Source organism: Colwellia sp. MT41 (assembly GCF_001444365.1).
Lineage (GTDB): Bacteria > Pseudomonadota > Gammaproteobacteria > Enterobacterales > Alteromonadaceae > Colwellia > Colwellia marinimaniae.
The window spans coordinates 1,082,221-1,106,600 of the sequence record NZ_CP013145.1 but is presented as its reverse complement, the minus strand read 5'-3'; the positions used below and the strand labels follow the sequence as shown (position 1 = coordinate 1,106,600).

Sequence of the window (24,380 nt, the reverse complement as noted above, 5' to 3'; positions counted from 1 at the left end):
CGCGTTAATAATCAGTAGCTCAAACACTTTATTTAGCTTATTTTTCGCCTTTATCTATCGTAAAGTCATTAAATCGTATGCCTAATAAAACAATCATCAGCAGATAACTAGCAACACCTGATATAATACAAAGACTTAGTTGTTTAACCTTATCTAGAAAACTCATCTGCAACCAAACATCAAAATCACTGGATAACTGATAAACAACCAAGGCCATAACACCGGCACTCAGCACTAATTTACCAATAAACAACATAGTTTTGGCTGATAGCTCATAGACACCCGCTGCTTTTAGACCGCGATATAACAGCCAAGCATTCAGTGTTGCTGACAATGACGTGGCTAACGCTAGGCCAACATAACCTAGAAAAGGTGCCAACATTAAGTTAAAAATCATATTAGCAACCATGGCTTTAATACCAATTTTCACCGGTGTTTTAGTATCTTGGCGTGCGTAATACCCTGGGGCGAGTATTTTGATAAACATAAAACTTAGCAAACCAGACAAATAAGCAAATAAAGCCATAGATACTTGCATAACATCATTTTGGCTAAACTCGCCGCGCATAAATAGCACCATAATAATGGGTTGTGCTAACACCATTAACCCCGCAAGTGCTGGCCAACCAAATAGACTAATAACGCGTATGCCCCAATCAAGAGTAGCGCTAAACTCAGCGGGGTTATTTTTACTATGCAGCTTGGCCAAGCTAGGCAATACCACAGTGGCAATGCCAATGCCAAATAAGCCCAGTGGAAATTCAAGTAATCTATCGGCGTAATAAAGCCAACTGATTGAACCTGATATTAAAAAGCTAGCAATTAAAGTATCAAGTAATAAGTTAATTTGTGTCACTGAAACACCAAATAATGCCGGTATAATCAATTTTCTTATTTTTCTAACACCTTCACTATGCCAAGCCCACTTCGGTTTTACTAACATGCCAGCTTTGTACAAAAAAGGAATCTGAAAAAGAAATTGTATTAAACCACCTAAAAACACCCCCCAAGCTAATGCGTGGGCAGGCGTCTCGGTATAGGGTGCACCAAAAATAGCCATGCTAATAATGGCGACATTAAGCAGCACAGGCGTAAAAGCAGCAACGGCAAAGCGGCCCATAGTATTTAGCACTGCACCTGAAAGCGCGGCAAAACTAATAAACCATAAGTAAGGAAAAGTAATACTCAGTAGATTACTTGCCAGAGTATACCGCTCTCCACCGGGTGCATCATTAAACCAATCGACAAACCAACCAAAACCAAACAGCATAACAAACAAGGGTGACGCTAACATACCAAACAAGGTTACCCCGGTGATAATGACACCTAAGGTACCGGAGACCTGCGCTATTAATAAACGCGTTTGCTCATGATTATTTTTACCTTCATGCTGCTCAGCCTGCTGTTCATCTTTAACTCGATATTCACTTAATACCGGTACAAATGCTTGGGCAAATGCCCCTTCAGCAAAGAGTCGTCTAAAAAAGTTAGGGATTTTATTAGCAAATATAAATACATCTGCCATCACCCCCGTTCCCATTACATTGGCAATCACTACATCGCGTATTAAACCTAACACCCGAGAAATCAAGGTCATAACACTAACAATCAACCCTGATTTAATTAACTTTTTACTCAAAAAAACATCCCCCAACCAAGGTCATTTTGGTTGTTTAATCGCGCAACACTTAAGCGAAAATAAAGCGAAAATAAATAATGTGTATTATGTGATGATTTTAGCTATTTAAACAATGTATACTTACCGCTGTTCACAACATGATTTGTTCTATCGGCGAAGATTTTTGTCGTAAACATCAACCATATTCTTTTTAATTGCTTTTTTATCGTTGAAATAGATATTAAACAATTAAATCATTTGACAAACCACTTAAAAAGAGGCATATTTCGTCGCCTTAAATTTAAGCTTATAATCAATCTTTTAGGAGATCACCTTGGCTAACTCAAAGCAAGCTAAGAAGCGCGCAGGACAATCTGAAAAGCGCCGTCAACATAATGCAAGTCGTCGCTCAATGATGCGTACTTTAGTTAAAAAAGTATTAGCAGCAATTGCAGCTGGTGACAAAGATGTAGCAACAAAAGAATTTGCTGCTGTTACACCGATTTTAGATCGTTACGCAAGTAAAGGTCTTATTCATAAAAATAAAGCAGCTCGTAGTAAGAGCCGTTTAAATGCAAAGATCAAAGCACTTTAATTATTGCTTAAATTGTATTGTTTTATGAATTACTTTCATCTAGTTAATCTAGATGAATGATTAAAAAACCGACCTTGGTCGGTTTTTTTATGCCTAAAATTTGCCTTACCCTTTTTAAGATTTAATTTTTGCTCTCTTTAACTTACGTTTACAAAAGGCCGTTAGCGTTAAGCGATTAAATTCCTCCTTGCTATTGCACTCAGCAGCATTTTTTTTTAGTCTCTAGGCAACTTATTTATAGAGACCTGCTATGAAAGCACTAAAACTAACAAAAATTGCCGCAGTGGTATTACTTGCTAGCACCACATTAACCGCATGTAACAATTCTGATGACTCTAGTAGCGCTAACAACAGTGCCATTGAACAAACAGCGTCAAGCCATAAGAAAGTACAGCTAAAGGCGGAAAATCAGCCAGAACTGCTTGCTGGCTTTGAGAACCGTTTAAATATATACAAAGAAGTCACCCTTACGGCTGATTTAAGCCATTTATCGACCAACCAGAAACATATGTTAGCTTTACTTATTGACGCCTCTAAAATAATGGATGACTTGTTTTGGCTGCAAGCTTTCTCACAAGATAAAGAAAGCTTCTTAGCTAGCATTAGCGATGAAAATGTCAGACGCTTTGCCGAAGTAAATTACGGTCCTTGGGATCGTCTTGATGGTGATAAAGTATTTTTAACTCAAACATCAACAAAAGCACACGGCGCTGAATTTTACCCTGCTAATATGACTAAGTCTGAATTTGAGCAACATGACTTTAGCGATAAAAAAGGCCTTTATTCTGTGGTTCGTCGTGATAACGACGGTAAGCTAATGACTGTCGCTTACTCTGAAATTTACCATGATAAAATAACCCGCGCAGCGGCAATTCTTGATGAAGCGGCAAAGTTTGCCGATGATAAAGAATTTGCTAATTATCTCATCATGCGTGCACAAGCATTACGTACCGATGACTATCAAGCCTCAGATTACGCTTGGATGGATATGAAAAATAACCCTATTGATGTGGTTATTGGACCGATTGAGAGCTATGAAGATCAACTTTATGGTTACCGCGCCTCTTTTGAGTCATATGTATTAATTAAAGATTTAGCCTGGAGTGAGAAACTGGCTAAATACGTACAGTATTTGCCTGAGTTGCAAAAGGGTTTACCTGTGCCAAAGAAGTATAAAGCTGAAGTACCTGGCTCTGATGCTGACCTAAATGCTTATGATGTCATTTATTATGCCGGTCACTCTAATGCGGGTAGCAAAACTATCGCCATTAACTTACCAAATGACGAAGAAGTACAACTTAAAAAAGGCACCAGACGTTTACAGCTAAAAAATGCTATGCGCGCCAAGTTTGACGCCATCATGTTACCAATCGCTGACACGCTTATCGTACCAGAGCAGCGTAAAAACGTCACCTTTACCGGTTTTTTCGCCAATACCATGTTTCATGAAGTTGCCCATGGCTTAGGCATTAAAAACACCCTTAATGGTCAAGGGACAGTTCGTCAAGCGCTCAAAGAGCATGCTTCGGCATTAGAAGAAGGTAAAGCCGACATCCTTGGTTTATACATGATTCGTCAGTTGCTTGAAAAAGGTGCCATCACTGAAGGTAGCTTAGAAGATTACTACACCACCTTTATGGCTGGAATTTTCCGTTCAATTCGTTTTGGTGCCAGCTCAGCTCATGGTAAAGCGAATATGGTGCGTTTTAATTACTTCCAAGAACATGGTGCCTTTAGCCGTAATGAGCAAGGATTATATAGCATTAATGTTGACAAGATGACCGCAGCAATAGACTCCTTATCTAAACTAATTTTAACACTGCAAGGCGATGGTGATTATCAAGGTGTTGTTAAATTAGTGAAAGAAAGCGGCGTGATTGGCGAAATTCTTGCTGCTGATTTAGCGCGTTTAGAAGCGGCTAATATCCCAGTTGATATCGTTTTCAAACAAGGTAAGCAAGTATTAGGGCTTTAATGTACGAAACAATATAAAGATAGATAGATAGATAGATAGATAGATAGATAGATAGATAGATAATAAAAGGCGCTTATCAAGTTATTCGATAAGCGCCTTTTTTCTTAATTTAGCAACGATATGGTGACTTAAAAGGAGAAGTCATCCGCATCCAATGCCATCATGGATTGTGCACCATTTTCAACACAAGCGGCATGGCCCTTGGCACGTGGCAATATACGTTGGAAATAAAAACGTGCTGTTTTAATTTTTGCTTGATAAAAAGCTTCATCCTCACAGCCCTCTGCTAGCTTATCTTGCGCAACTTTTGCCATTTTAGCCCAGAAATAAGCCAGGGTTAAATAGCCTGAATACATCAAATAATCAACAGAAGCAGCACCAATTTCGTCTGGATTTTTAATCGCTCTTGCACCGACTTTCTCGGTCATTTTCTGCCAATCGCCACCAAAGCTCTTAATGGGTTGAATAAACTCTTGCATGGCATCATCATCAGCATTCTCTAAACAGAATATGGTTACTTCACTGGCAAAAGCTTTGAGAATTTTTCCTTTAGAGCCTAATATTTTTCTAGCCAATAAATCCAATGCTTGAATACCAGTAGTGCCTTCATATAAACAACTAATTTTAGTATCACGCATTAGTTGCTCCATGCCCCACTCTTTAATAAAGCCGTGGCCACCAAAAACCTGTACTCCATGACCGGTACACTCTAAACCTAGTTCCGTAAGGAAAGCTTTAGCAATAGGTGTTAATAAAGCGAGTTTAGTTTCTGCTGCTGCTTTTTCTTCTTCACATGTACTTACATGGCCGATATCTACTAATTGCGCTAAATAGGCAATCAGTGCTCGTCCACCTTCTGCAATAGACTTCTGTGTTAATAACATACGACGAACATCGGGGTGAACTATGATGGCATCAGCTGGACCATTAGGATTCTTCACACCTGATAAAGAGCGCATTTGTAGTCGATCTTTTGCATAAGCTAATGCGCCTTGAAATGAGGCCTCTGCAGCAGCGACACCTTCAGTAGCCACACCTAAACGGGCAACATTCATAAAGGTAAACATGCAATTTAAGCCACGATTTATTTCACCAATTAAATAGCCTTTAGCGCCATCAAAGTTAATCACACAAGTTGCATTAGCGTTAATACCCATCTTGTGTTCAATAGAGCCACAAGAAACCGCATTACGCTCGCTAATGTCACCATCGTCTGTAACATTAAACTTAGGCACAATAAATAGCGAAATACCTTTACTACCTGCTGGCGAGCCAGGGATCCTGGCAATAACAATATGAACAATATTGTCAGATAGATCGTGTTCTCCGGCAGAAATAAATATTTTTGAGCCAGTTAAAGAGTAGCTACCATCGTCATTTAACTCGGCTTTGGTGCGTAACATGCCTAAATCAGTTCCACAATGTGATTCAGTTAAGCACATTGTCCCAGTCCAAGTACCTGCAACTAATTTAGGTATAAATTGATTTTTTAACTGTTCACTACCATGAGCTTCAATGGTCGCTAATGCGCCATGACTTAAACCTGGGTACATGGCAAAACTATGATTCGCGCTAGAGAAAATTTCCGTGATGGCGGTGTTTAATGAATGGGGTAAACCTTGTCCACCAAATTCAACACTTTGTGCTAATGTTGGCCAACCACCGGCAACATATTGTTGATAAGCGTCTTTAAAACCATCAGGAGTCGTCACCTCACCATCGGTCCAAGTACAGCCTTGTTCATCACCTATTTGATTTATAGGCGCGACGACTTGCTCAGCAAATTTTGCTGCTTCGCTAATAATGGCATCAACCATATCTAAACTAGCATCTTCATAACCTAATTTTTGATAATGATTATCGCAATTAAGCAACTCTTGCATAACAAATTTAATGTCTCTGATCGGTGCTTTATACTCTGGCATGACTTTCTCCAATGGCTTTTTTTGGGTTTGATAAAAATAAACAGGTCTGAATTTTTATTTTAAAACAGGTGTTTGATTAAATCATGTTATGAACACTTTAAATAGTATAAATAAAAAAAAAGCTTAGTGAAGTGAATCACTAAGCTTTTTTCATATCTGATTTTAATTTTAAAAATACTACTTTAAAATATTCACAAAAAAACAAATTTATAACTCACCACACGATAAAGTTTTAATCCATTTTTTTGCTATAATTTTGAGCTTCAAAATAAGCAAAAACAGTGGTAAAGGCTTGTTCTTGATATTGCTTTAAGCCAGTATCACGAAAATCGATATTCACTTGGCTTTTCGACAATTCTTTTTTAATGAAGCTACCCGCTAAAATTTCCACGTTTAATTCACTAATTAATTGAATAGCCGCTTCAATCTTAAAGCCAATAGGCCCGCCAGAAAATTTACCTTTTAAAGCGCGACCTTTAATTTGTACATGAGTGACTTGGTAATCTTCCATCAACTTAGCGAAAGCAAATTGAAATTTTTTCACTTGCTCGGCATCACCCGCGTTATCAAGGCTAATTTTTTGTACCCGCGTATGAGGAATATCATACAAGTTATTTTCTTTTGACATGATACAAATAATTGCATCATTACTTTTAATTTCTACACCACAAGCTCTCATGGAAAAACCTCATTAAACGAATTGCCAATATTATACACGCAAAGTAAATGGAACTGAACATAATGACACTGAACTTAATGGAAGTTAACTAAGCTTACAGGTATCATTTATCATAATTGAATTAATTGAGTATATTTAATGAAAAAAGTGTGTGTGATCACCGGTGGCAGCTCTGGTATTGGCTTAAGTATGGTAAAACTCTTTGTCGATAATGATTATCGAGTTTTTAATTTAGACTTATCCCCTTCTGCCCACGGTGATTTTCGTCAATGTGATGTCAGCAACTTAGCCCAAGTAACCGCAATAATTAATGATATTGCCGAGCAAAACACGATAAATGTTTTGATATCTAACGCGGGCATTCATTTTTCTGCCAATATAGAAAACACCAGTGAAGCTGATTTAGATAAAGTCTTTAGCATTAATGTTAAGGGTGCCTATGCGGCAATAAAAGCCGTTTTACCGAGTATGAAAGCCAATAAAAATGGCGCCATCATCTTGATGGCTTCAGATCAGGCGCTAATTGCCAAGCATAACTCGTTTGCTTACAACTTAACTAAAAGTGCCCTAGCCTCTATCGCTAAAACCACTGCCCTTGATTATGCGGCTTTCAACATTCGTGCTAATGCCGTTTGCCCTGGCACTATTGAAACACCACTTTATCACCAAGCAATTGATAACTATTGTCAAAAATCAGGTGCCGATAAAGCTGCTGTGCATAGAGCAGAAGAACAGTTACAACCACTACAGCGCTTAGGGCAGCCAGAAGAAGTTGCTGAATTGGTACTATTTTTAGCGTCAGATAAGGCCAAATTTATCACCGGCAGTTTACAAGTGATTGATGGCGGCTATACCGCACAATAGCCTTTATTAGCATATAAAAAGTTAAAACACTGCAAAGCTAAACACTATGACTATTAATATCATTGACCCACACCTACATTTATTTAATCGTTCACTCGGTGACTATCACTGGCTTAACAGTGAAAACCCACCCTTTTGGCCAGATAAGTCTCTGCTGCAGCGCGATTTTACTATTAAAGACTTGGCTATTGATAATTTAACCAGTTCATTAACCCAGGATAAAATAAAGTTAGCGGGATTTGTTCATATTGAAGCGGGCTTTGACAATACTAAACCTTGGCGTGAACTTGAATACCTTGATAACTTAGCCATGGAAAGCGGCTCATGTAAAAAGAGTCGAACAGTTGCCAGCATCAACCTATTAACAACACCATTAGACTTTAACCAGACGCTAGACAAATTACAGCAACACGCAAGTATGATTGGTGTTCGCCATATTCTTGATGAGCAAGCTTATAGTACCTTAGCGAATCACAACACTCAGAGTAATTTTGCCCGCCTTAATGAAGTAACCGACTTAGTCTTTGAGCTGCAATTATCATTGGCTGATGAAAGTGCCAAAGAAGTCATGCCACTATTAAAGCAAACTATCGCCAATAATAGCCAGCTTAGCTTTATTATCAATCATGCCGGCTTCCCGCCAACAGAGATCAATAGTGATGCATGGCGCTTATGGCAAAAACATATAACTACACTAGCCAAATACGCTAATGTATTTATTAAGTGCTCAGGTTGGGAGATGACCGACCGACAATATAAAATGTCTTGGTTCTCAGCGGTTAGCAACTTTTGTATTGGTGCGTTTTCAATTGAACGCGTGATGTTAGCCAGTAATTTTCCGCTGTGTTTACTCGCTAATAAGGTAGGTAAGAAGCTCGGTAACAAGAGCTATCAAGACTATTGGCGAGATATTCTCGAGTCCACCTTGATTAAACAGTGTAGTAAAAAAGAAAAAAACGCATTGCTGTATGACAATGCGCTTGATATTTATAAAATATAGCCGTTTAGCTATAAAGTAAAGCTAAGATAAATAGGCTATTTTGGCTCTGTTGTAGAACACTGTTGTCTATAATGTAACACACTGATTTAAAGGAAGGTGTTGGCTGATGTGATAAGAGCGAGCATCACAAGCATGACGGTATATGGATATACCTTACTAGACAGTGCAGGAGCACACTGTCCTGATGCTTGTATGGAGCCCCATGGAGGGGTTTATGCGTCTCACTCGTTTACTCAACAACACAAAACTACAACAAAGCCGCTATTTTATCGTCACGTTTGGCGATCTTTTCACTATGACATCGTTAAGTTCAATACCAATACCTGGAACTTCAGTTACTTGGAAAAAACCATCTACCGGTTGTGGGTCTTGTAAACATAACTCTCTATTCCAATCTTTAGTCGCATAGGTATGATGCTCATGAATCAAGAAGTTTGGAATAGCGGTTTCTAAATGCAATGAGGCTGCTGTTGCAACAGGACCGCCACATACATGTGCCTGAATGCGTATATCGTAAACCTCGGCATAGTCACAGACTTTTTTCGTTTCGGTAAAACCACCACACAAACCAATATCTGGCTGTAAAACATCAATGCTTTGATCTTCAAAATAAGGTCTTACATCCCATCTATGATACAAGCGTTCTCCACCAGCCATGGGGACATTAACGTTATCGGCTACTTTTTTATGCACTGCCGGGTTTAAAAAATTAACGGGCTCTTCGTACATCATACAGCCGACTTCTTCGACAATTCTACCCATTTGAATCGCTGATGCCGCGCCCATCAGAGAGTGAGCTTCAAAAATAATATCAACATCTTCACCAACCGCAGCACGAATAGCACGCAACCTATCACCAAATAGACGCATTTGCGGCTTAGTAAATAGTTTAGTGCGGTCAAAGGAAGAAGTACCATCAGCGTTATATACTATGGGGTCAACTTTAACCGCGTCATAACCTTGTGCCACGGCTTTTAACGCCGCCTCAGCATATTCCTCAGGCTCAATTAATTTCTTGATTTCAGTATCCCAATCAAATTGAAGTTGGCTGGCATAAGTACGTAATTTATCATTGACCTTACCGCCGAGTAATTGATACACCGGTACGCCCAACGCTTTACCTTTAATATCCCAAAGTGCGGTATCAATAGCACTCATCGCTGAATATAAAACGGGTCCGCCGCCTAAGCCCCAAAAACTTTCGCGTAACATACGTGACCATAAAAGCTCAGTATTAAAAGGATTAAACCCTATCAGTATCGCTTCACTGATTTCCTTAATCATGGCAGCAGCAGCACTATGACCCCAGTCATAAGCTAAACCCGCCTCACCAACACCGCTAATACCTTCATCGGTGTGAATACGGATAAAAACAGGATTCCAGCCAATGCGCTTAGGGCAATGGATATCAAAAACTTCAACGTGAGTTATTTTCATTTGTTTCTCGATTTTATTTTTTATTCATTCAATTATTGGATAGTAGTCGCTCATCTTGCAGCGGTATAATTCAAGTTAAAGGAAAGAGCACGGCGTTGACGAATGTCATCCATACCATTCCGCATAAAGGAGTGACCACTTAGAATGATATGGACGACATTAGAACAAACAAAATGAGTAAATATATAGTTGTTCTATATTTAACTCATTTTGTAAAGTTATCATGATGTCCCATACATTCCCAAGGGCGAGTTTTAAAGACTAATATACTACGTTATTGATTTTGATAAGGGAATAACCATTATCTACAATCAAAGCCTTGCCTATTAGTCTTTAAACTCTCGCTAAGTGAGCACTTTCTTATGTGGATTGGTATAAGTACTCTTGACGCCTAAATTGGGTTATACAGCAAAAAGATTAGCACTACTCTGCGAAAGTTGGATCAGCACGATAAACTCGACGTAGCATAGCTGGCCACGCTTTTTGACCGCCAGTTTCGCCATGATGAACAATATTTGCTTGGGCTTTAATGCCATCAATAATACTTTGTGGCGCATAAATAGGTGGCATACCTGTTGCCATTACATGTAACTGTATCTGACAGGCACGGGTTAAATCATACATATGCATAAAAGCATCACCTATGGTCTTGCCCATAGTTAATGCACCATGATTTCGTAATAACATGAAATTTTTATCACCTAAATCATTTTGCAATCTTAGCTTTTCATCATCATTTACCGCCAGCCCTTCATAATCATGATAACTCATCGAGGCTAAAGCAAACATAGAGTACTGGCTTAAGGGTAACAAGCCCTCTTTAACACTGGCGACGGCAATCGTTTCATTGGTATGAATATGCAGGGCACAAATATCATCATGACGCACTTGATGGACGGCACTATGAATAGTGAAGCCTGCTGGGTTGATCTCAAACGGACAATCTTTATCAATAATATTGCCATCAATATCAATTTTCACCAAATTTGAGGCGGTAATTTCTTCAAAGGCCAAACCAAAGGCATTAATCAAAATATGCTCGGTACCGGGAATACGCGCCGAAATATGAGTATGAATAAGATCATCCCAGCCATGCATTTGTACTAATCGATAACAAGCCGCTAAATCGACACGTAATTGCCACTCTTGTGTTGATACTTTGTTTTTTAAATCTAGTTTAGGCAGTTGCTGCATTACACGCGCTCTCTATGTATAGGTAATAACCATTATGATTAGATTTTACCTGATGATGATTCGGCAATAAAGTCGTTTAAGGCTGTTTAAAGCATTGCCCTGATAATAGCCGCTATTATTAATACAAATACCAATATAGGTATAATTTTACTGTACTTAGCTTGCTGTTCATCGGTCATGGGCTTACCAAATTTCTCACCCAAAGTAACCATCAAAAACACCGATAAAAAGACACCAGCCAAAATAATTATTAATGTCATTTTTCTCTCTTTTTGTTAATTTTTTATACCCTGTTTTAGCAAAATCGATTACCATAGTACTTAGTGCCACTTACCATTAAATATCGCAATGCAGCAAACCGATAATTTTTACCAAAAACGTCGTTTTATCATAAAATTAGGCAAAGCCTTACATAAATTAGGCTCGACCGCTTATCGCCTAGAAGACAACCTTTTATCTATTGCTAAATTTCTCGATATTCGCGCATCATTTATTATTACGCCTACGTCGCTGACCTTTATCTTATCCGATGATGAAGATGATCAGCAATATAATCATTTAGTACGTGTTAGCCCAGGAGATATAGATCTTGGCTCATTAGCGCGAATTGATGAACTAGTTGATGAATTAATCAATGGTGAGCGCACCTTAGCTGAAGCGATTGACCGTTTAGCCGAAGTTAAAAATAAACCAGCTCCTTACGGCACCTTTTTATCCTTTTTAGCTTTTGGCGCTTCAAGCGGCGCCTTTGCCATGTTAATGCATACCAGTTGGCACGATGTATTCTGGTCGGCTGTCTTAGGCTGGGTTATTTTTGTTTTTGTGCTGTGGGCAGAAAAATCGCGCCGTATGGCAGAATTACTTGAGCCTATTGCGGCGCTAACAGCATCACTGTTAGCCTCAGCCATCTCGATATTTGACCCGAGTATCAATATACCCATGGTCATTCTATCAAGCATCATAGTTTTTATACCCGGATTATCACTAACCGTTGGTTTGTCTGAACTTGCCGCTCGACATTTAATGTCAGGTACGGCGCGTATCATGGATAGTATCATGATGTTATTTAAGCTTTATTTTGGTGCCGTCTTGGGTATGGCCTTTGGTAACTTGATGTGGGGTACCGCTGAGTTTATTGCTCCCGAATCAATGCCAGTGTGGACCTCATGGGTAGCGGTAACAACCTTATCAGCAAGTTTAGTGGTGTTATTTAAAGTCAGATTAAAGGATGCCCCTTGGGGGATGATTGCTGGCTATATTGCCTTTGGTGTTAGCATCTGGGCAAGTACTTATTTAGGCGTGGCCTTAGGGGCATTTGTTGGCGCTTTCGCCCTTGGCTTATATAGCAACTTATTTTCACGAGTGATGAACCTGCCCTCTAGCATTGTCAGGTTGCTCGGTTTAGTGGTACTAGTCCCTGGTTCTAAAGTATATATAGGCCTCAATAGTGCGGTTTCAGGGCAGAATATGCTCAATGTACCCGATTTAGGCTCACAAACATTTTTAATATTTATGTCACTGGTGGCCGGGATTATTTTCTCCAATGCGGTTTTGCCACATGGTAAAACTTTATAATTAATAAAATTAATACTCGCTTTGTTAAATCAAATAAAGTGGACGATAGTCAGTCGCCTTTTGGCGAAAAAACCAGCCATTATTTGCAATGTTTTTGTACAAATAGACTAACGTATTAATTTACCTACAAACAACCTTATTGATAATTATTATCATTAAGGTTATTATATGCAACATAAATTACGAGTTATTTTTCAAGTAGAGAGTTGTATGTACGTTTGTATTTGCCATGGGGTCACTGACACACAAATAGAGTCCGCAATTGATAATGGCGCAGAAACGATGAAGCAGCTAACTAACGAACTCAATGTCGGCTCGCAATGCGGAAAATGCTGTCAATGTACTAAACAGGTATTGAACAAAAGACTATTACAAATTGCTGAAGCACAACCCAAAGTCGCTTAAAATCAGCTGCTTTAGTTTCATCACTAAATTACCACTCATAACAAAGACTAAGCCATCATAGACTGTAAATAATTTTCGAGACCGGCATGGTCAATAATATATTGTTGCGATTCAATCCAGTCTATTTGCTCTTCTACGTTTTCCAGTAAATCTTCCGCTAAATCTCTACTGATATAATCTTGCAGCTTTTCACTCTCTTCGATTAAGCTTTGTAAAGCCTTACGAGAGACATATTCTAAATCCATATTTGCTTGTAACATTTCTGTCGCATGCTCACCTATTTGTATACGTCCCAAGTCTTGTAAATTGGGTAAACCTTCTAAAAATAATATCCGTTCAATCAAGCCATCTGCTTGCTTCATTTTCTCAATAGAAAGCTTGTAGTCGGCTTTATTAAGTTTGTCCAAGCCCCAATTTTTATACATACGGGCATGTAAAAAATATTGATTAATTGCCACTAACTCAATACCTAAAACACTATTTAATAACGCAATAATTTGTTTATTACCTTTCATTATGACTCCCCTTACCCTGGTAGATGTTGACCCATATGAGATTGAATATAATTTTGTAAGCCGATTTTGTCGATAAGGCCAAGCTGTTTCTCAAGCCAGTAAACATGATCTTCCTCGGTATCTTCTAGCAGTTTTTCTAAAATTTCTCGACTTTGAAAATCCCCCTCACTTTCACATAAGCTAATAGTCGTTTTTAATGCCGCTACCACTTCCATCTCCAGAATTAAGTCATTTTTAAGCATGCTAGGAACATCATTACCAATAAGTAAATCTCGACGGTCTTTTAAATTAGGTGTGCCTTCAAGAAATAAAATACGCTTTATTAACGCATCGGCATGGGTGATCTCTTCTTGCATTTCATGATCTAATTGTTCATAGAGTTTATCTAAACCCCAATCTTGATACATACGTGAATGAGTAAAATACTGATCAATTGCTGCTAATTCATTGTGTAACAAGCCATTTAGACTCGCTATAACTTTTGCATTACCTTTCATCTGACACCTCGACATAATAAGTTAAAAAACACTTTGCTTCAGTTGCCTTAAATCCTAGTAGAAAGTAACAGATTTATCGAATTAATATGCTAAACATCGGTTACTAAGTATTTATTTTTTAAGTGAAAATTATTATCATTTGCATTATTGCTCTTAGTTAAATTATCAGACTTACAATGTGCTAAACATTTCCTAAAAATCACCCAGGACTCAAGTAGGAGGCGCCATCAGTACAACAAATAGCCGTCTAAACATCTAAAGTTTGCTAATAAGATGAAATAAAGCTAGAATCCGCGTCCTAAAGAATTTTTGTGTTATGAAGATGGTGAAAATCCATCGCTGTGCCCGCAACTGTAAATGAAGTGATATTCAGTTTTCCGATAAATATCGCCTCAAAGTCAGATAGCTAACCAAAAAAACTATGCTCACTTATCACCGTGCGGGAAAACACGAATTTTACTATGTCGACACTCCTTAATATCTCTCAGCTAAGTTGGCAGGTGCCAAATAAAGCCATCTTGCACAACATTAACTTCAATGTCCGCAAAGGTGAAGTCATCGGTATTATTGGCCCCAATGGTGCGGGTAAAACTAGCCTACTACGCTGTATAACAAATCAAAATAATATTCTCGCCAGCGCTAATGTTACCGGTAGCGTGCAATTAAAAAACCGTGCCATAACGCGATATAGTACGAAAGAAATTGCCCAACACTTCGCCCTAGTGATGCAAAAGAATGACAGTATTTTTGCGCTTTCTGTGCAAGATGTGATGAAAATGGGCTTATTACCGCACAAAACGCTTTTTTCCTTAGACAGCGATCACGACAAAGCACAAATAAATTTAGCGCTTAAAAAAGTGGGTTTAGAGCAAGCGCTACATACTAACTTTAATCAACTATCCGGTGGCGAACAACAAAGAGTATTAATTGCTCGGGCACTAGTGCAAGCCAGTCAAATCTTGATCCTTGATGAGCCGACCACTCATTTAGATGTGTATTACCAACATCAGGTATTGCAGCTAGTCAACAAACTCAATATCACCGTTATCATGACAGTACATGATCTTAATTTGGCCAGTTTATACTGCCAACGATTAATATTATTAAATCAAGGCCAATTAATTTGTGATGGCAGCCCCGAAGAAGTATTGGTGCCTAAGCAATTAAGCCAGGTATTTGGTTTACCTTGTCAGAAAAGTATCGATGAAATGACAGGTGCCATCCAAGTATCTTTCTACTTACCAGATAGTCATGGAAAAAACAGTCAATTTCCGGAATCACCTGATGAATAAAGTTACTACTATTTTGTGGGGATTGTCAGCCTTAGTTATTTTATCGGCGATGGCGGCTATTACCTTTGGCCCTGCTGATATCGACTCTGCAGAATTAATTAGTTGCTTAGTGAGTAGCTGCCAAAACCCCATCGCTAATGTCATTATCTGGCAAGTACGTATTCCAAGGGTGCTAGTCGCCTTGGTGGCAGGCATGGGCTTAGCCATTGCCGGTGCGATTTTACAAAATACCACCCGTAATCCACTTGCTGACCCTTATCTCTTTGGTATTGTTTCTGGCGCAGGCTTAGGCGCTACCATCGCCAATATTACCCTGGCCGATAACCTCACCATAGCCTTACCTTTGGCGGCATTTCTAGGAGCACTGTTTGCCGTCATTATTGTAGTCTTTATCGCTAAAGTACTGCAGCGCATGGAGCAATTATTGCTCGCTGGCGTTGCGGTTTCATTTATGCTGGCATCGATCACCCAATTTATTTTATATTTTGGCGAACCTTTTGCCACCAACCGCGTTATCTTCTGGCTTATGGGTAGCTTAGCGCGGGTTGAAATGAGTAACTTTTACGTCATTGCTAGTGTTCTTGTTGTCGCAATAGTTACCGTTTTTGCACTACACCGACAAATAGATGCGCTGTTATTAGGTGATGAGAGTGCTGCCAGCTTAGGTGTTGATGTCGATAAGTTACGTTTACTTATGTTAGGCATTTGTGCGGCCCTAACCGCAACTATAGTGGCCTATTGTGGCGGTATTGGTTTTGTTGGCTTGATGATACCTCATATTGTTAGACAGCTAGTCGGAGTGACAACACTAAAACTAATTATTGGCAGTGCGTTAATTGGCGCTATATTTCTTATATGGGTAGATGTTATTGCTCGCTCATCACTGCCTCATGCGGAGATCCCAATTGGCATTATCACTTCGGCACTAGGTAGTATATTTTTCTTATTTATCATGTACCGCTCTCGGGCGATAAATTAATAAATCAACGGTTAATAAACTAATATTTAATAAAGACGAACAGCAGAGGTAACCCTATGACTGATGAAAAAACCACTGACCACAACATAACTGATAAACACCAGCAAAGAATGCAAAAAATGAAAGAGAAAGTTGATGCTCGCATTGAAAGTGCCACCGAGGAGCGCGGCATACTCATTGTAATAACAGGTAATGGTAAAGGCAAAAGCACCTCAGGTTTTGGCACTGTCGCTCGTGCCGTCGGTCATGGACTTAATGCTGCAGTGGCACAATTTATTAAGGGTACCTGGGCTTGTGGTGAACGACAACTGCTGGAAAATGCGGGGGTAAAATTTAGTGTAATGGGCACAGGCTTTACCTGGAATACGCAAGACAAAGAAAAAGACATCGCCGCAGCCCAGCAGGTTTGGCTTAAGTGTAAAGAGTTACTCAGCGATACCAATATTGATTTGGTCTTACTTGATGAGATGACCTACATGTTATCATATAAATATATTGATTTAGATGAAGTGATTACCGCATTAAACAATCGCCCTAAACATCAGCACGTTATCATCACTGGTCGTGCATGTCATCGAGCCATCATAGAGCTGGCAGATACAGTTAGCGAAATAAAATCAATTAAACATGCCTTTGACAGTGGTATTAAAGCGCAAAAAGGTATCGACTGGTAAAGCACCCTTTACCTATATAACCACTTTACCTTAGAAGCACCTTACCTTTACAAATAATAGAGCTAGCACTTTATACCCTAGCTCTTTAATTTATCACCAAACAGAAAAAACACCATGAAACTAACCGTTCTGCTGCTTACTTTATTGCTCATTGCCAATGCTGCGTATGCCGAGCTCAATAAAGAGCTTAATAGAGAAACTAATAAAGAATTATCTAAAAAAGAAGCCAAGCCAACTATTATCGCCCTTTCCCCGCATATCGTTGAGATGCTTTATGATATCGGTGCCGGTGAGCAAATTATTGGCACCACTGCCTTTGCTGACTACCCAGAGCAGGCGAAAAAAATACCGCGCATAGGTAATTATATCCGTTTACAACTAGAGCGAGTCATTGAGTTGCAACCTGACTTAATTATCGCCTGGAAAAATGGCAACCCGAGTGATGACTTAGCACGATTAGAGCAACTGGGGTTTAACGTTATTTACTCCCACCCGCAGATTTTTTCAGATATAGCGAAAGAAGTTCGCCACTTTGCTAAGCTGACCGGCCATAGCGCGCAAGGTGAAAGAGTAGCGAAAAAGTTCGAGCTAGAGTTAGCAAAGATAACCATGGCTTACCAAGATAAAACAGTAATCACTGGTTTTTACGAGCTTTGGTCAAGACCCTTAACAACGGTTGCCAAGGGCAGTTGGCCACAACAATTTTTTAATATCTGTAAAGTCAAAAACCCCTTTGCCCAGGTGATCACGCCATACCCACAAATTAGCATAGAGCAAGTACTACCAGCGGCAGTGCAAGTCATTATTCAGCCACTATCCGTTAATCAAAAAGAGCGCGAGGGCTTTAATTGGCAAGATTGGCCAATGATACCCGCAGTAGCCAATAAGCAAATAATTCAACCTGACGCCGATGCTATGCATCGGATGACAGTACGCAGCTTAACGGCATTAAAAGATTTGTGTGCAGCAATCGATAAAACAAGAACGATTTTGCAACAAAAGCATAACTAGCCTATCCGCTAGTCAATAATAAATATTTTAGGTGCCCGATAGTTTTAGTGATAATTGGTAAGCAATCATCACTAAAAATGAAGGTGAAACGGGAAATTTGTTAACCCTATACTGCCCCCGCAACGGTGTAAGTTACAGTTTTTGTGTAACTCAAGTCCGGAGACCGGCCTAAAATTAAATTAATCATTGTAAGCACGGTGGGTGCTTATAACTGAGGACAACATGAAAAAAACATTAATAGCACTAAGTATTAGCAGCCTACTTTACTCATCACTTTCTTTTGCTGAGCAAAGTAACATCGAAAACTTTAACAAAACGAGCAAAGCCGATGAAACTATACTTATCACCGGCAACCCATACAAGCAGTCAACCGATGAAATTATGTCAACGGTATCTATCATTACTCGTATAGATATAGACCGTATTCAACCGAAATCAATAGCTGACCTATTAAAACTCACCGCTGGTATTGATATTGCTTCTAATGGTGGTCCGAGTCAACTCACTTCTATTTTTGTTCGTGGTACCAATTCAAGTCATACCTTATTCTTAGTGGATGGGGTACGTATTAATACGGTAACTGGCTCAGGTGGCGCATCGGTTAATGATATACCTACATACCAAATTGAACGTATTGAAATATTAAAAGGTCCACGTGCAGCAATGTATGGCTCAGATGCTATTGGCGCTGTAATACAGATTTTCACCCGTAATTTAACCGGTGGTGAATATCAAGCCGCAGTAGAATATGGTTCAAACAATTATATTTTTACCGGCGTAACTGCTGGCATTAGCCATGGAGAAGGAGCAACAACATTCAGTATTAGTAAAGAAACAAGTGATGGCTACGATATAACAAGTAATGACTTCGCTGTTGATGATGATAAAGATGGCTATGAAAAAATTAATCTGTCAATTAAGGGGCAACAACCTTTGAGTGATGCATTAACTTTAAGCTGGGTTGGTCGATACGATGAAGGTGAATATGATTATGATGGTAACTCTGAATGGACAGTCACTGCCCCAAGCCAAGAGTACAAAAAATATTTGTTAGCAACTAACTTAAACTATACGCAGGATTCTTGGTCTCACGATATTAATATAGCCCACTACCAAGAAGAACAAATACGTTTTGGTGACTACCCAGGAGTTGATGAAACAACGCGAAATCAAGCAGATTATGTCGGTATTTACAACGTAGCGGATGCCTTGATCTTTAGCTTTGGTGGTCAGTTTTATCAAGATGAGTATAGTGGTTCTAATGACGGTTTTAATGGCGAATCACGCAATACCAGCAGTGTATTTGCTGGTGCTTTATATAATGCAGATGCATTCATTAGCGAATTTTCATTACGTTATAACGACGTAGATGATACCGGTACAAAAACCACCTATAACGTTAGCCTAGGTTATAACATTAATGACTCTTTTTTCACCAGCATTAACTACGGTACTGGTTTTAAAGCACCAACATTATATCAACTGTATGATAGCTGGTCTGGTAATGCTGAACTTGAGCTAGAAACATCAGAAAGTTGGGAGTTTTTACTCCGTGGTGATGTCTATGGTGTAACAACTGAAGTAGCATACTTCAACTTAAGTTTCGACAACTTATTAGACTACAATTACGTTACTTCTCAATTTGATAATATTGCAGATGCTAAAATAAAAGGCGTTGAATTCAATGTATCTCAGCAGGTAGAAAACCTCAACTTATCTGCCAATTATACTTATACCGATACTGAAGACAAAACAACAGGAACACAACTAAGTCGCCGTGCTCGCCATAAAGCAAATATTGGCGCAACATATGACTGGGAACAAGTTAGTCTAACGGGCATTTATCAATATCAGGGAACACGCTTTGACGCTTACTCAAATGCCACATTATCTGCGTATAACACCCTTGATATGAGTGTTAATTATCAATTGAATGATGATTGGAAGTTGCAACTTAAAGCCAATAATATTTTTGATGCTGATTATGAAACTGTGCCGGGCTATGTTACCCCTGGAGCAGAGTACTTTTTGCAGATTAGCTTTAGCAACTTATAATCGTAGCGACTAACTCTAGCAGGTAGTTTGCTAGAGTGTCCCATCCTAAAAGATGTTGACGATTTTTAATAGACGGCCAGAAGCTTTTGCTGCTGGCCTTTTTTATGTGTATTAACTTAATTTAGGAGCGGAGAAGTTAATCTATTTATAACCCGTTATTGGCATACTAATAGCTAACATGTATTTTTCCTCCTAGCAAAAAAACCACTTACTGGTAATCACTTATTTCATGAGTTAAAGGCTATAAATATCAAATTAATCTTAGCCATAGGAAAACCCACAACATTGCCTCTGTCGTCAAATGGACACAAGCCTGAGATTGCTAATAAGCTTCATTGTTATATAGGCTAGCTATGAAAAAAACCACTAATCCTTGCTCACCTTTAACAATTTCTGTAGTAAAATGCTTTGCGCCTTTTTAGCGGTATGATTAGCTGTAAATAATTGAGGAAAAATGAAAAAAACATTAATAGCACTAAGTATTCACAGTCTACTTTACTCCTCACTTTCGTTTGCTGAGCACACAAGTAGTCAAATTTTTAATAAAGCCACGAAAAATGATGAAACCATTGTCGTTACCGCCAATCGCAGTATGCAAGATAAGTTTGATACCCTAGCCGCGGTCGACATTTTTACCCGTGAAGAAATAGAAAAAATTCAACCGTTATCTATCAGCGACTTACTAAACCGCGTTGCCGGTATATCGATAAGCACACAAGGTACTACTGCACAAACATCGTCAGATTTTGTTCGTGGCACCAACTCAGCTCACATTTTGGTTTTAGTCAATGGTGTTCGCCTTGGCATAAAAAACCTCGCCGATATTCCAGTGCAACTAGTCGAACGTGTCGAAGTAATTAGAGGGCCAAGGTCTGCCTTGTGGGGCACTGACGCCGTTGGTGGCGTAGTACAGATTTTCACTAGAGACTTAACTGCTGGCGAGAGCCAAGTAGGAGGGAGATTTGGTAGTAATAGCTTATACCAAGGTTATGGCGCATTAGGTTTTGGTAATGACGATCATAGTTACACATTAAGCGCTAGCGCTGAAATATCCAAGGGATTTGATGTTACGGCTCCTAGTGGCAGCATTCCACCTGCTGTTGACAAAAATGATGATGATGGTTATGACCGTCAATCAGTAAGTCTTTCTGGTACTAGCCAATTTAGCAAACAATATACCGTTGAAATAAGCACACAGTACGCCCAAGGCACTACAGAAATTGATGCTAATACCCAATACACTGGTGACGAAATCAGCTATAAAAACTACCATCTATCATTAAGAAACCACCTGCAACTTGAGCAAGTATATTTACAGCTTGGTTTAAGCACTTCTCAAGACAGCACAGCAGATAACTACAGTGATTACAATAATCAAAATGGTTTTCCTAATCCAAACAGCTTATTCACCACAACGCGAGAGCAAGTAACCGCTTTAGCGCAACTTCCCTTTACTGAAGCGTCACAATTGACTGCTGGCTATGAGTGGTATAACGAAAGTATTGATAGCAATAACATTTACGATAAAACAGAACGTGATGCTAAGGCGTTTTTTATTAGCACTAGCCGTAACATTGAACGACTTAAACTTGAAGCCTCGGTACGCTACGATAAAATAGCTGATATTGATGGTGAAACTAGCTATCAATTAGCCGTAGGTTACCAAGTGAGTGACCAGTTACTTTTCTCATTAAGTCATGGTACCGCTTTTAAAGCACCGAGCTTAAATGATTTATATTATCCATTACAAGGTAACCCTGATTTAACTTCGGAAACATCTGATAGCTTAGAGTTCTTAACACGTTATCAAACTGAACTATTCTCTGCGGAAATATCAGTCTACCAAACTACTATCGATAACTTAATTGAATGGGCACCTCTTGATAGCTCTGTGCCATATAGCCCTTGGCGACCGGAAAACATAGCTAAAGCGGAAATATTTGGTGCAGAAGCAACTATTACTGCAGATATAGCTGATACCAGTAACAGATTAACCTTAAGCCATATTGATGCTGAAGATAAGAGCACAGGTAAGCAACTAGCGAGACGGCCACACTTTTCCGCTAACTATAACTTTATCTACACCCTCGGCCAGTTAGGTTTTACTTTTGATGTCAATTATCAAGGTAGTAGTTTTGATAATTCAGCTATTCAAGAGAGCCAACTTAAAGCATATACGGTATTGGATATAGGGGTAAATTACCGTATCAATAGTCAAATGAGTTTATGGGCTAAAATAACCAACCTCACCGATAAAAATTATCAAACGGTGAGTGAATATCTTAGTGCAGAGCGCGGTTACAGCTTTAGCTTAGATTATAAGTTTTAAGGTACTTAGTTAGGCTGGTCATATTTTTCACACAAAAAAGCCTGCAATTGCAGGCTTTTTTATTACTCAGAATAAGTAAATTAAAACTGAATATATTTAAGTTAAGCTAGTAATATTTACGAGCAAGTTCTACTGCTGTCATCTCTTTAGCAAAATCACTAGTCATATTCGCAGAGCTATTTCCCTGATAATATTTAATATAATCATGATAATTATTGCTAGACAGACTATTAACTAAGCGTACATCTATGGCGTCTTTTCTAGTTTTAGCATTAATAATTTCTTCATAACCAGTTAAAGGCGCACTTATCGCTAACATGCCTTTTTCAGGACCATAAAAGGTCCACTTAGCTGGTAATATCTTGCTTTCTGAATCAAATGCTAAAAAAGTATAACTAATCACAGCCATTGGGAAACCGGCAACAGCGCTATAGTCATAACTATAATCGCCATTAATCTCTTGAAAATCCTCATCAAAAGCAGGTTTATGCATACTAGCCTTTACGTCTATTGACGTTTGTGCATCGGTTGAAGTTACTCGACGGATATTTTTACTAATAACGCTCTCCCTATCATTATTCTTTAGCACCCAGGTCACACTGGCTTGAGACTGGTAATCACTTTTAAAGGTATTTATGTGATTATCAAAAATTAGTAAGCTCTGCTCACCTTCAGCTACCTGCATGGGAAAGTGTTTCTCACCGTCAATTAACTGAACACTGCTGACCTCTTGATATGGTAGATTTAATTTAAAAATATCAGCAGGTTCGTATCCTTCTACTAGCCAGACATCATCGTTGACATTGAAGTTCTCAATAAAGCCAGCAGATCCAATCTCTTTACCATTACTATCTGTACCTAATATTGAAAATGAACTTAACGGCCAAACATCATCTAACGTGCCACATACCTTAACTCCCTCAAATAAAGTAGTGCCTTTATCTATTTCGCTAGATTCTACAAACGCCAAAGAGCTAGTTGCCGATGTTTGTGTTTGTGTTTCAAAGGTTCGATGCGATAGTTCAAGGTTTTTAGTGACACATTGACAAGTCGTATTATCAACTAAGTCATCAAACTGCGCTTGGTAATGGCTAGGTGTGTCACTACTGGCTTGATAAAAGCTAACAACATTTAAACCTTCGGCTTCATCGCCCTGCTGATTTTTAGCCACTATGGTGTAGTTAATAAACTCATCTTGGGTAATAAAGCTAATAACACCGTTGTCATCAGGTTGATAGGTTTTAAGTGTTTGCCAAGTATCGTCTTGCAGTAACAATTCAATTTCCATAAAAGCACTACTAACGCCGCAATCATTGCTTAATTGTGAGGTTAAAGAGAAGTTGTATTCAACCGGCTCAGACGGCTCAGGCGGAGTACTAGATGAACTACCACCACAACCTTGAAGAAGAATGGTTAATAATAAAGGTGATATTAAGTATTTATTCAAGAAGAATTCCTCAGGGTATATTTCAAAGTAAAGGATAAAAAATCTAACGATAAAGCTGTCATTGCTCAAGCAGTCTAACCTTGCTGCTATTTAGAGGTCAACAAAACAACTTTGACATAATTATACCCAGTTTTAACGGCAATTAGCTAACTTTTGTTATGACGACTTACTCGAGGAAAACACCGGTAAAAGCAAAAGAAATACAATAACATTTGTTAGATTGGACAATCACTTAGCATATAACTAGCAAGCCTTGTTTTATTGAATTTCATTGTCTACGCTAATTTATAGCGTAACTTTTTTAGCTTTATGTT

Annotated in this window: 21 protein-coding genes and 2 riboswitches; of the genes, 12 read left to right on the top strand and 9 right to left on the bottom strand. The window is 38.8% G+C overall.

Annotated features, from left to right (window positions below; genetic code table 11):
• Window positions 1-37: 37 nt before the first annotated feature.
• Window positions 38-1,639, bottom strand: coding sequence for a murein biosynthesis integral membrane protein MurJ (murJ, locus tag CMT41_RS04725; RefSeq protein ID WP_058026494.1), 1,602 nt, complete (start codon window positions 1,637-1,639; stop codon window positions 38-40).
• Window positions 1,640-1,952: 313 nt separating this feature from the next.
• On the opposite strand from murJ, the gene rpsT reads away from it, so the two are divergent.
• Window positions 1,953-2,213: a 30S ribosomal protein S20 gene (gene rpsT / locus CMT41_RS04720; RefSeq protein WP_057180032.1), complete on the top strand. Its 261-nt coding sequence runs from the start codon at window positions 1,953-1,955 to the stop codon at window positions 2,211-2,213.
• Between the two features lie 250 nt (window positions 2,214-2,463).
• On the top strand, window positions 2,464-4,188 hold the full coding sequence (locus tag CMT41_RS04715; RefSeq protein WP_058026493.1) for a dipeptidyl-peptidase 3 family protein: 1,725 nt from the start codon (window positions 2,464-2,466) through the stop codon (window positions 4,186-4,188).
• Between the two features lie 128 nt (window positions 4,189-4,316).
• On the opposite strand, the gene CMT41_RS04710 is transcribed toward CMT41_RS04715, so the two are convergent.
• Together CMT41_RS04710 and CMT41_RS04705 are read right to left on the bottom strand one after the other, a co-directional pair.
• Window positions 4,317-6,113, bottom strand: a complete 1,797-nt coding sequence (locus CMT41_RS04710; RefSeq protein ID WP_058026492.1) for an acyl-CoA dehydrogenase C-terminal domain-containing protein — start codon at window positions 6,111-6,113, stop codon at window positions 4,317-4,319.
• A gap of 232 nt (window positions 6,114-6,345) precedes the next feature.
• Complete coding sequence (locus tag CMT41_RS04705; protein ID WP_057180029.1) at window positions 6,346-6,792, bottom strand: DUF3010 family protein; 447 nt, start codon at window positions 6,790-6,792, stop codon at window positions 6,346-6,348.
• 138 nt (window positions 6,793-6,930) lie between these two features.
• Between CMT41_RS04705 and CMT41_RS04700 the strand changes: the two genes are divergently transcribed.
• Window positions 6,931-7,656 (top strand): SDR family NAD(P)-dependent oxidoreductase, encoded by a 726-nt coding sequence (locus tag CMT41_RS04700; RefSeq protein ID WP_057830630.1) that lies wholly within the window; start codon window positions 6,931-6,933, stop codon window positions 7,654-7,656.
• Window positions 7,657-7,702: 46 nt separating this feature from the next.
• The gene (locus tag CMT41_RS04695; protein WP_058026491.1) at window positions 7,703-8,656 is read left to right on the top strand and encodes an amidohydrolase family protein; all 954 of its coding nucleotides are present in this window, start codon (window positions 7,703-7,705) and stop codon (window positions 8,654-8,656) included.
• Between the two features lie 261 nt (window positions 8,657-8,917).
• Here CMT41_RS04695 and CMT41_RS04690 read toward each other — a convergent pair whose 3' ends face one another.
• From CMT41_RS04690 to CMT41_RS18985, 3 genes are all read right to left on the bottom strand, one after another.
• The gene (locus CMT41_RS04690; RefSeq protein WP_057180026.1) at window positions 8,918-10,093 is read right to left on the bottom strand and encodes a mandelate racemase/muconate lactonizing enzyme family protein; all 1,176 of its coding nucleotides are present in this window, start codon (window positions 10,091-10,093) and stop codon (window positions 8,918-8,920) included.
• Window positions 10,094-10,516: 423 nt separating this feature from the next.
• Window positions 10,517-11,287: a class II aldolase/adducin family protein gene (locus tag CMT41_RS04685; RefSeq protein WP_058026490.1), complete on the bottom strand. Its 771-nt coding sequence runs from the start codon at window positions 11,285-11,287 to the stop codon at window positions 10,517-10,519.
• Window positions 11,288-11,373: 86 nt separating this feature from the next.
• Window positions 11,374-11,547: a hypothetical protein gene (locus CMT41_RS18985; RefSeq protein WP_157447790.1), complete on the bottom strand. Its 174-nt coding sequence runs from the start codon at window positions 11,545-11,547 to the stop codon at window positions 11,374-11,376.
• An 88-nt stretch (window positions 11,548-11,635) separates the two neighbouring features.
• Between CMT41_RS18985 and CMT41_RS04680 the strand changes: the two genes are divergently transcribed.
• Together CMT41_RS04680 and CMT41_RS04675 are read left to right on the top strand one after the other, a co-directional pair.
• A complete protein-coding gene (locus CMT41_RS04680) occupies window positions 11,636-12,862 on the top strand; it encodes a threonine/serine ThrE exporter family protein (RefSeq protein WP_058026489.1) in 1,227 nt (408 codons plus the stop codon).
• Between the two features lie 210 nt (window positions 12,863-13,072).
• Complete coding sequence (locus CMT41_RS04675) at window positions 13,073-13,267, top strand: (2Fe-2S)-binding protein (RefSeq protein WP_057180023.1); 195 nt, start codon at window positions 13,073-13,075, stop codon at window positions 13,265-13,267.
• A 47-nt stretch (window positions 13,268-13,314) separates the two neighbouring features.
• On the opposite strand, the gene bfr (CMT41_RS04670) is transcribed toward CMT41_RS04675, so the two are convergent.
• Window positions 13,315-13,782 (bottom strand): bacterioferritin, encoded by a 468-nt coding sequence (bfr, locus tag CMT41_RS04670; RefSeq protein WP_057180022.1) that lies wholly within the window; start codon window positions 13,780-13,782, stop codon window positions 13,315-13,317.
• An 11-nt stretch (window positions 13,783-13,793) separates the two neighbouring features.
• Window positions 13,794-14,279, bottom strand: coding sequence for a bacterioferritin (bfr, locus tag CMT41_RS04665; protein ID WP_057180021.1), 486 nt, complete (start codon window positions 14,277-14,279; stop codon window positions 13,794-13,796).
• Window positions 14,280-14,585: 306 nt separating this feature from the next.
• Window positions 14,586-14,696: riboswitch (adenosylcobalamin-variant (AdoCbl-variant) riboswitch) on the top strand.
• Window positions 14,697-14,740: 44 nt separating this feature from the next.
• Between bfr (CMT41_RS04665) and CMT41_RS04660 the strand changes: the two genes are divergently transcribed.
• The 6 genes from CMT41_RS04660 to CMT41_RS04635 all read left to right on the top strand — a co-directional run bounded on the left by CMT41_RS04660 (window position 14,741) and on the right by CMT41_RS04635 (window position 22,619).
• A complete protein-coding gene (locus CMT41_RS04660; protein WP_058026488.1) occupies window positions 14,741-15,571 on the top strand; it encodes an ABC transporter ATP-binding protein in 831 nt (276 codons plus the stop codon).
• On the top strand, window positions 15,564-16,550 hold the full coding sequence (locus CMT41_RS04655; RefSeq protein WP_058026487.1) for a FecCD family ABC transporter permease: 987 nt from the start codon (window positions 15,564-15,566) through the stop codon (window positions 16,548-16,550). Before CMT41_RS04660 ends, CMT41_RS04655 begins: the two co-directional genes overlap by 8 nt.
• A 56-nt stretch (window positions 16,551-16,606) precedes the next feature.
• Complete coding sequence (gene cobO, locus CMT41_RS04650) at window positions 16,607-17,224, top strand: cob(I)yrinic acid a,c-diamide adenosyltransferase (protein ID WP_057180018.1); 618 nt, start codon at window positions 16,607-16,609, stop codon at window positions 17,222-17,224.
• A gap of 114 nt (window positions 17,225-17,338) precedes the next feature.
• Window positions 17,339-18,235, top strand: a complete 897-nt coding sequence (locus tag CMT41_RS04645) for a cobalamin-binding protein (protein ID WP_057180017.1) — start codon at window positions 17,339-17,341, stop codon at window positions 18,233-18,235.
• A gap of 17 nt (window positions 18,236-18,252) precedes the next feature.
• Window positions 18,253-18,421: riboswitch (cobalamin riboswitch) on the top strand.
• Between the two features lie 36 nt (window positions 18,422-18,457).
• Entirely contained in the window at window positions 18,458-20,290 is a 1,833-nt protein-coding gene (locus CMT41_RS04640) for a TonB-dependent receptor domain-containing protein (RefSeq protein WP_058026486.1), read from the top strand.
• Between the two features lie 454 nt (window positions 20,291-20,744).
• Window positions 20,745-22,619, top strand: a complete 1,875-nt coding sequence (locus CMT41_RS04635; protein ID WP_058026485.1) for a TonB-dependent receptor domain-containing protein — start codon at window positions 20,745-20,747, stop codon at window positions 22,617-22,619.
• A gap of 106 nt (window positions 22,620-22,725) precedes the next feature.
• Here CMT41_RS04635 and CMT41_RS04630 read toward each other — a convergent pair whose 3' ends face one another.
• A complete protein-coding gene (locus tag CMT41_RS04630) occupies window positions 22,726-24,066 on the bottom strand; it encodes a hypothetical protein (RefSeq protein WP_058026484.1) in 1,341 nt (446 codons plus the stop codon).
• Window positions 24,067-24,380: the final 314 nt, after the last annotated feature.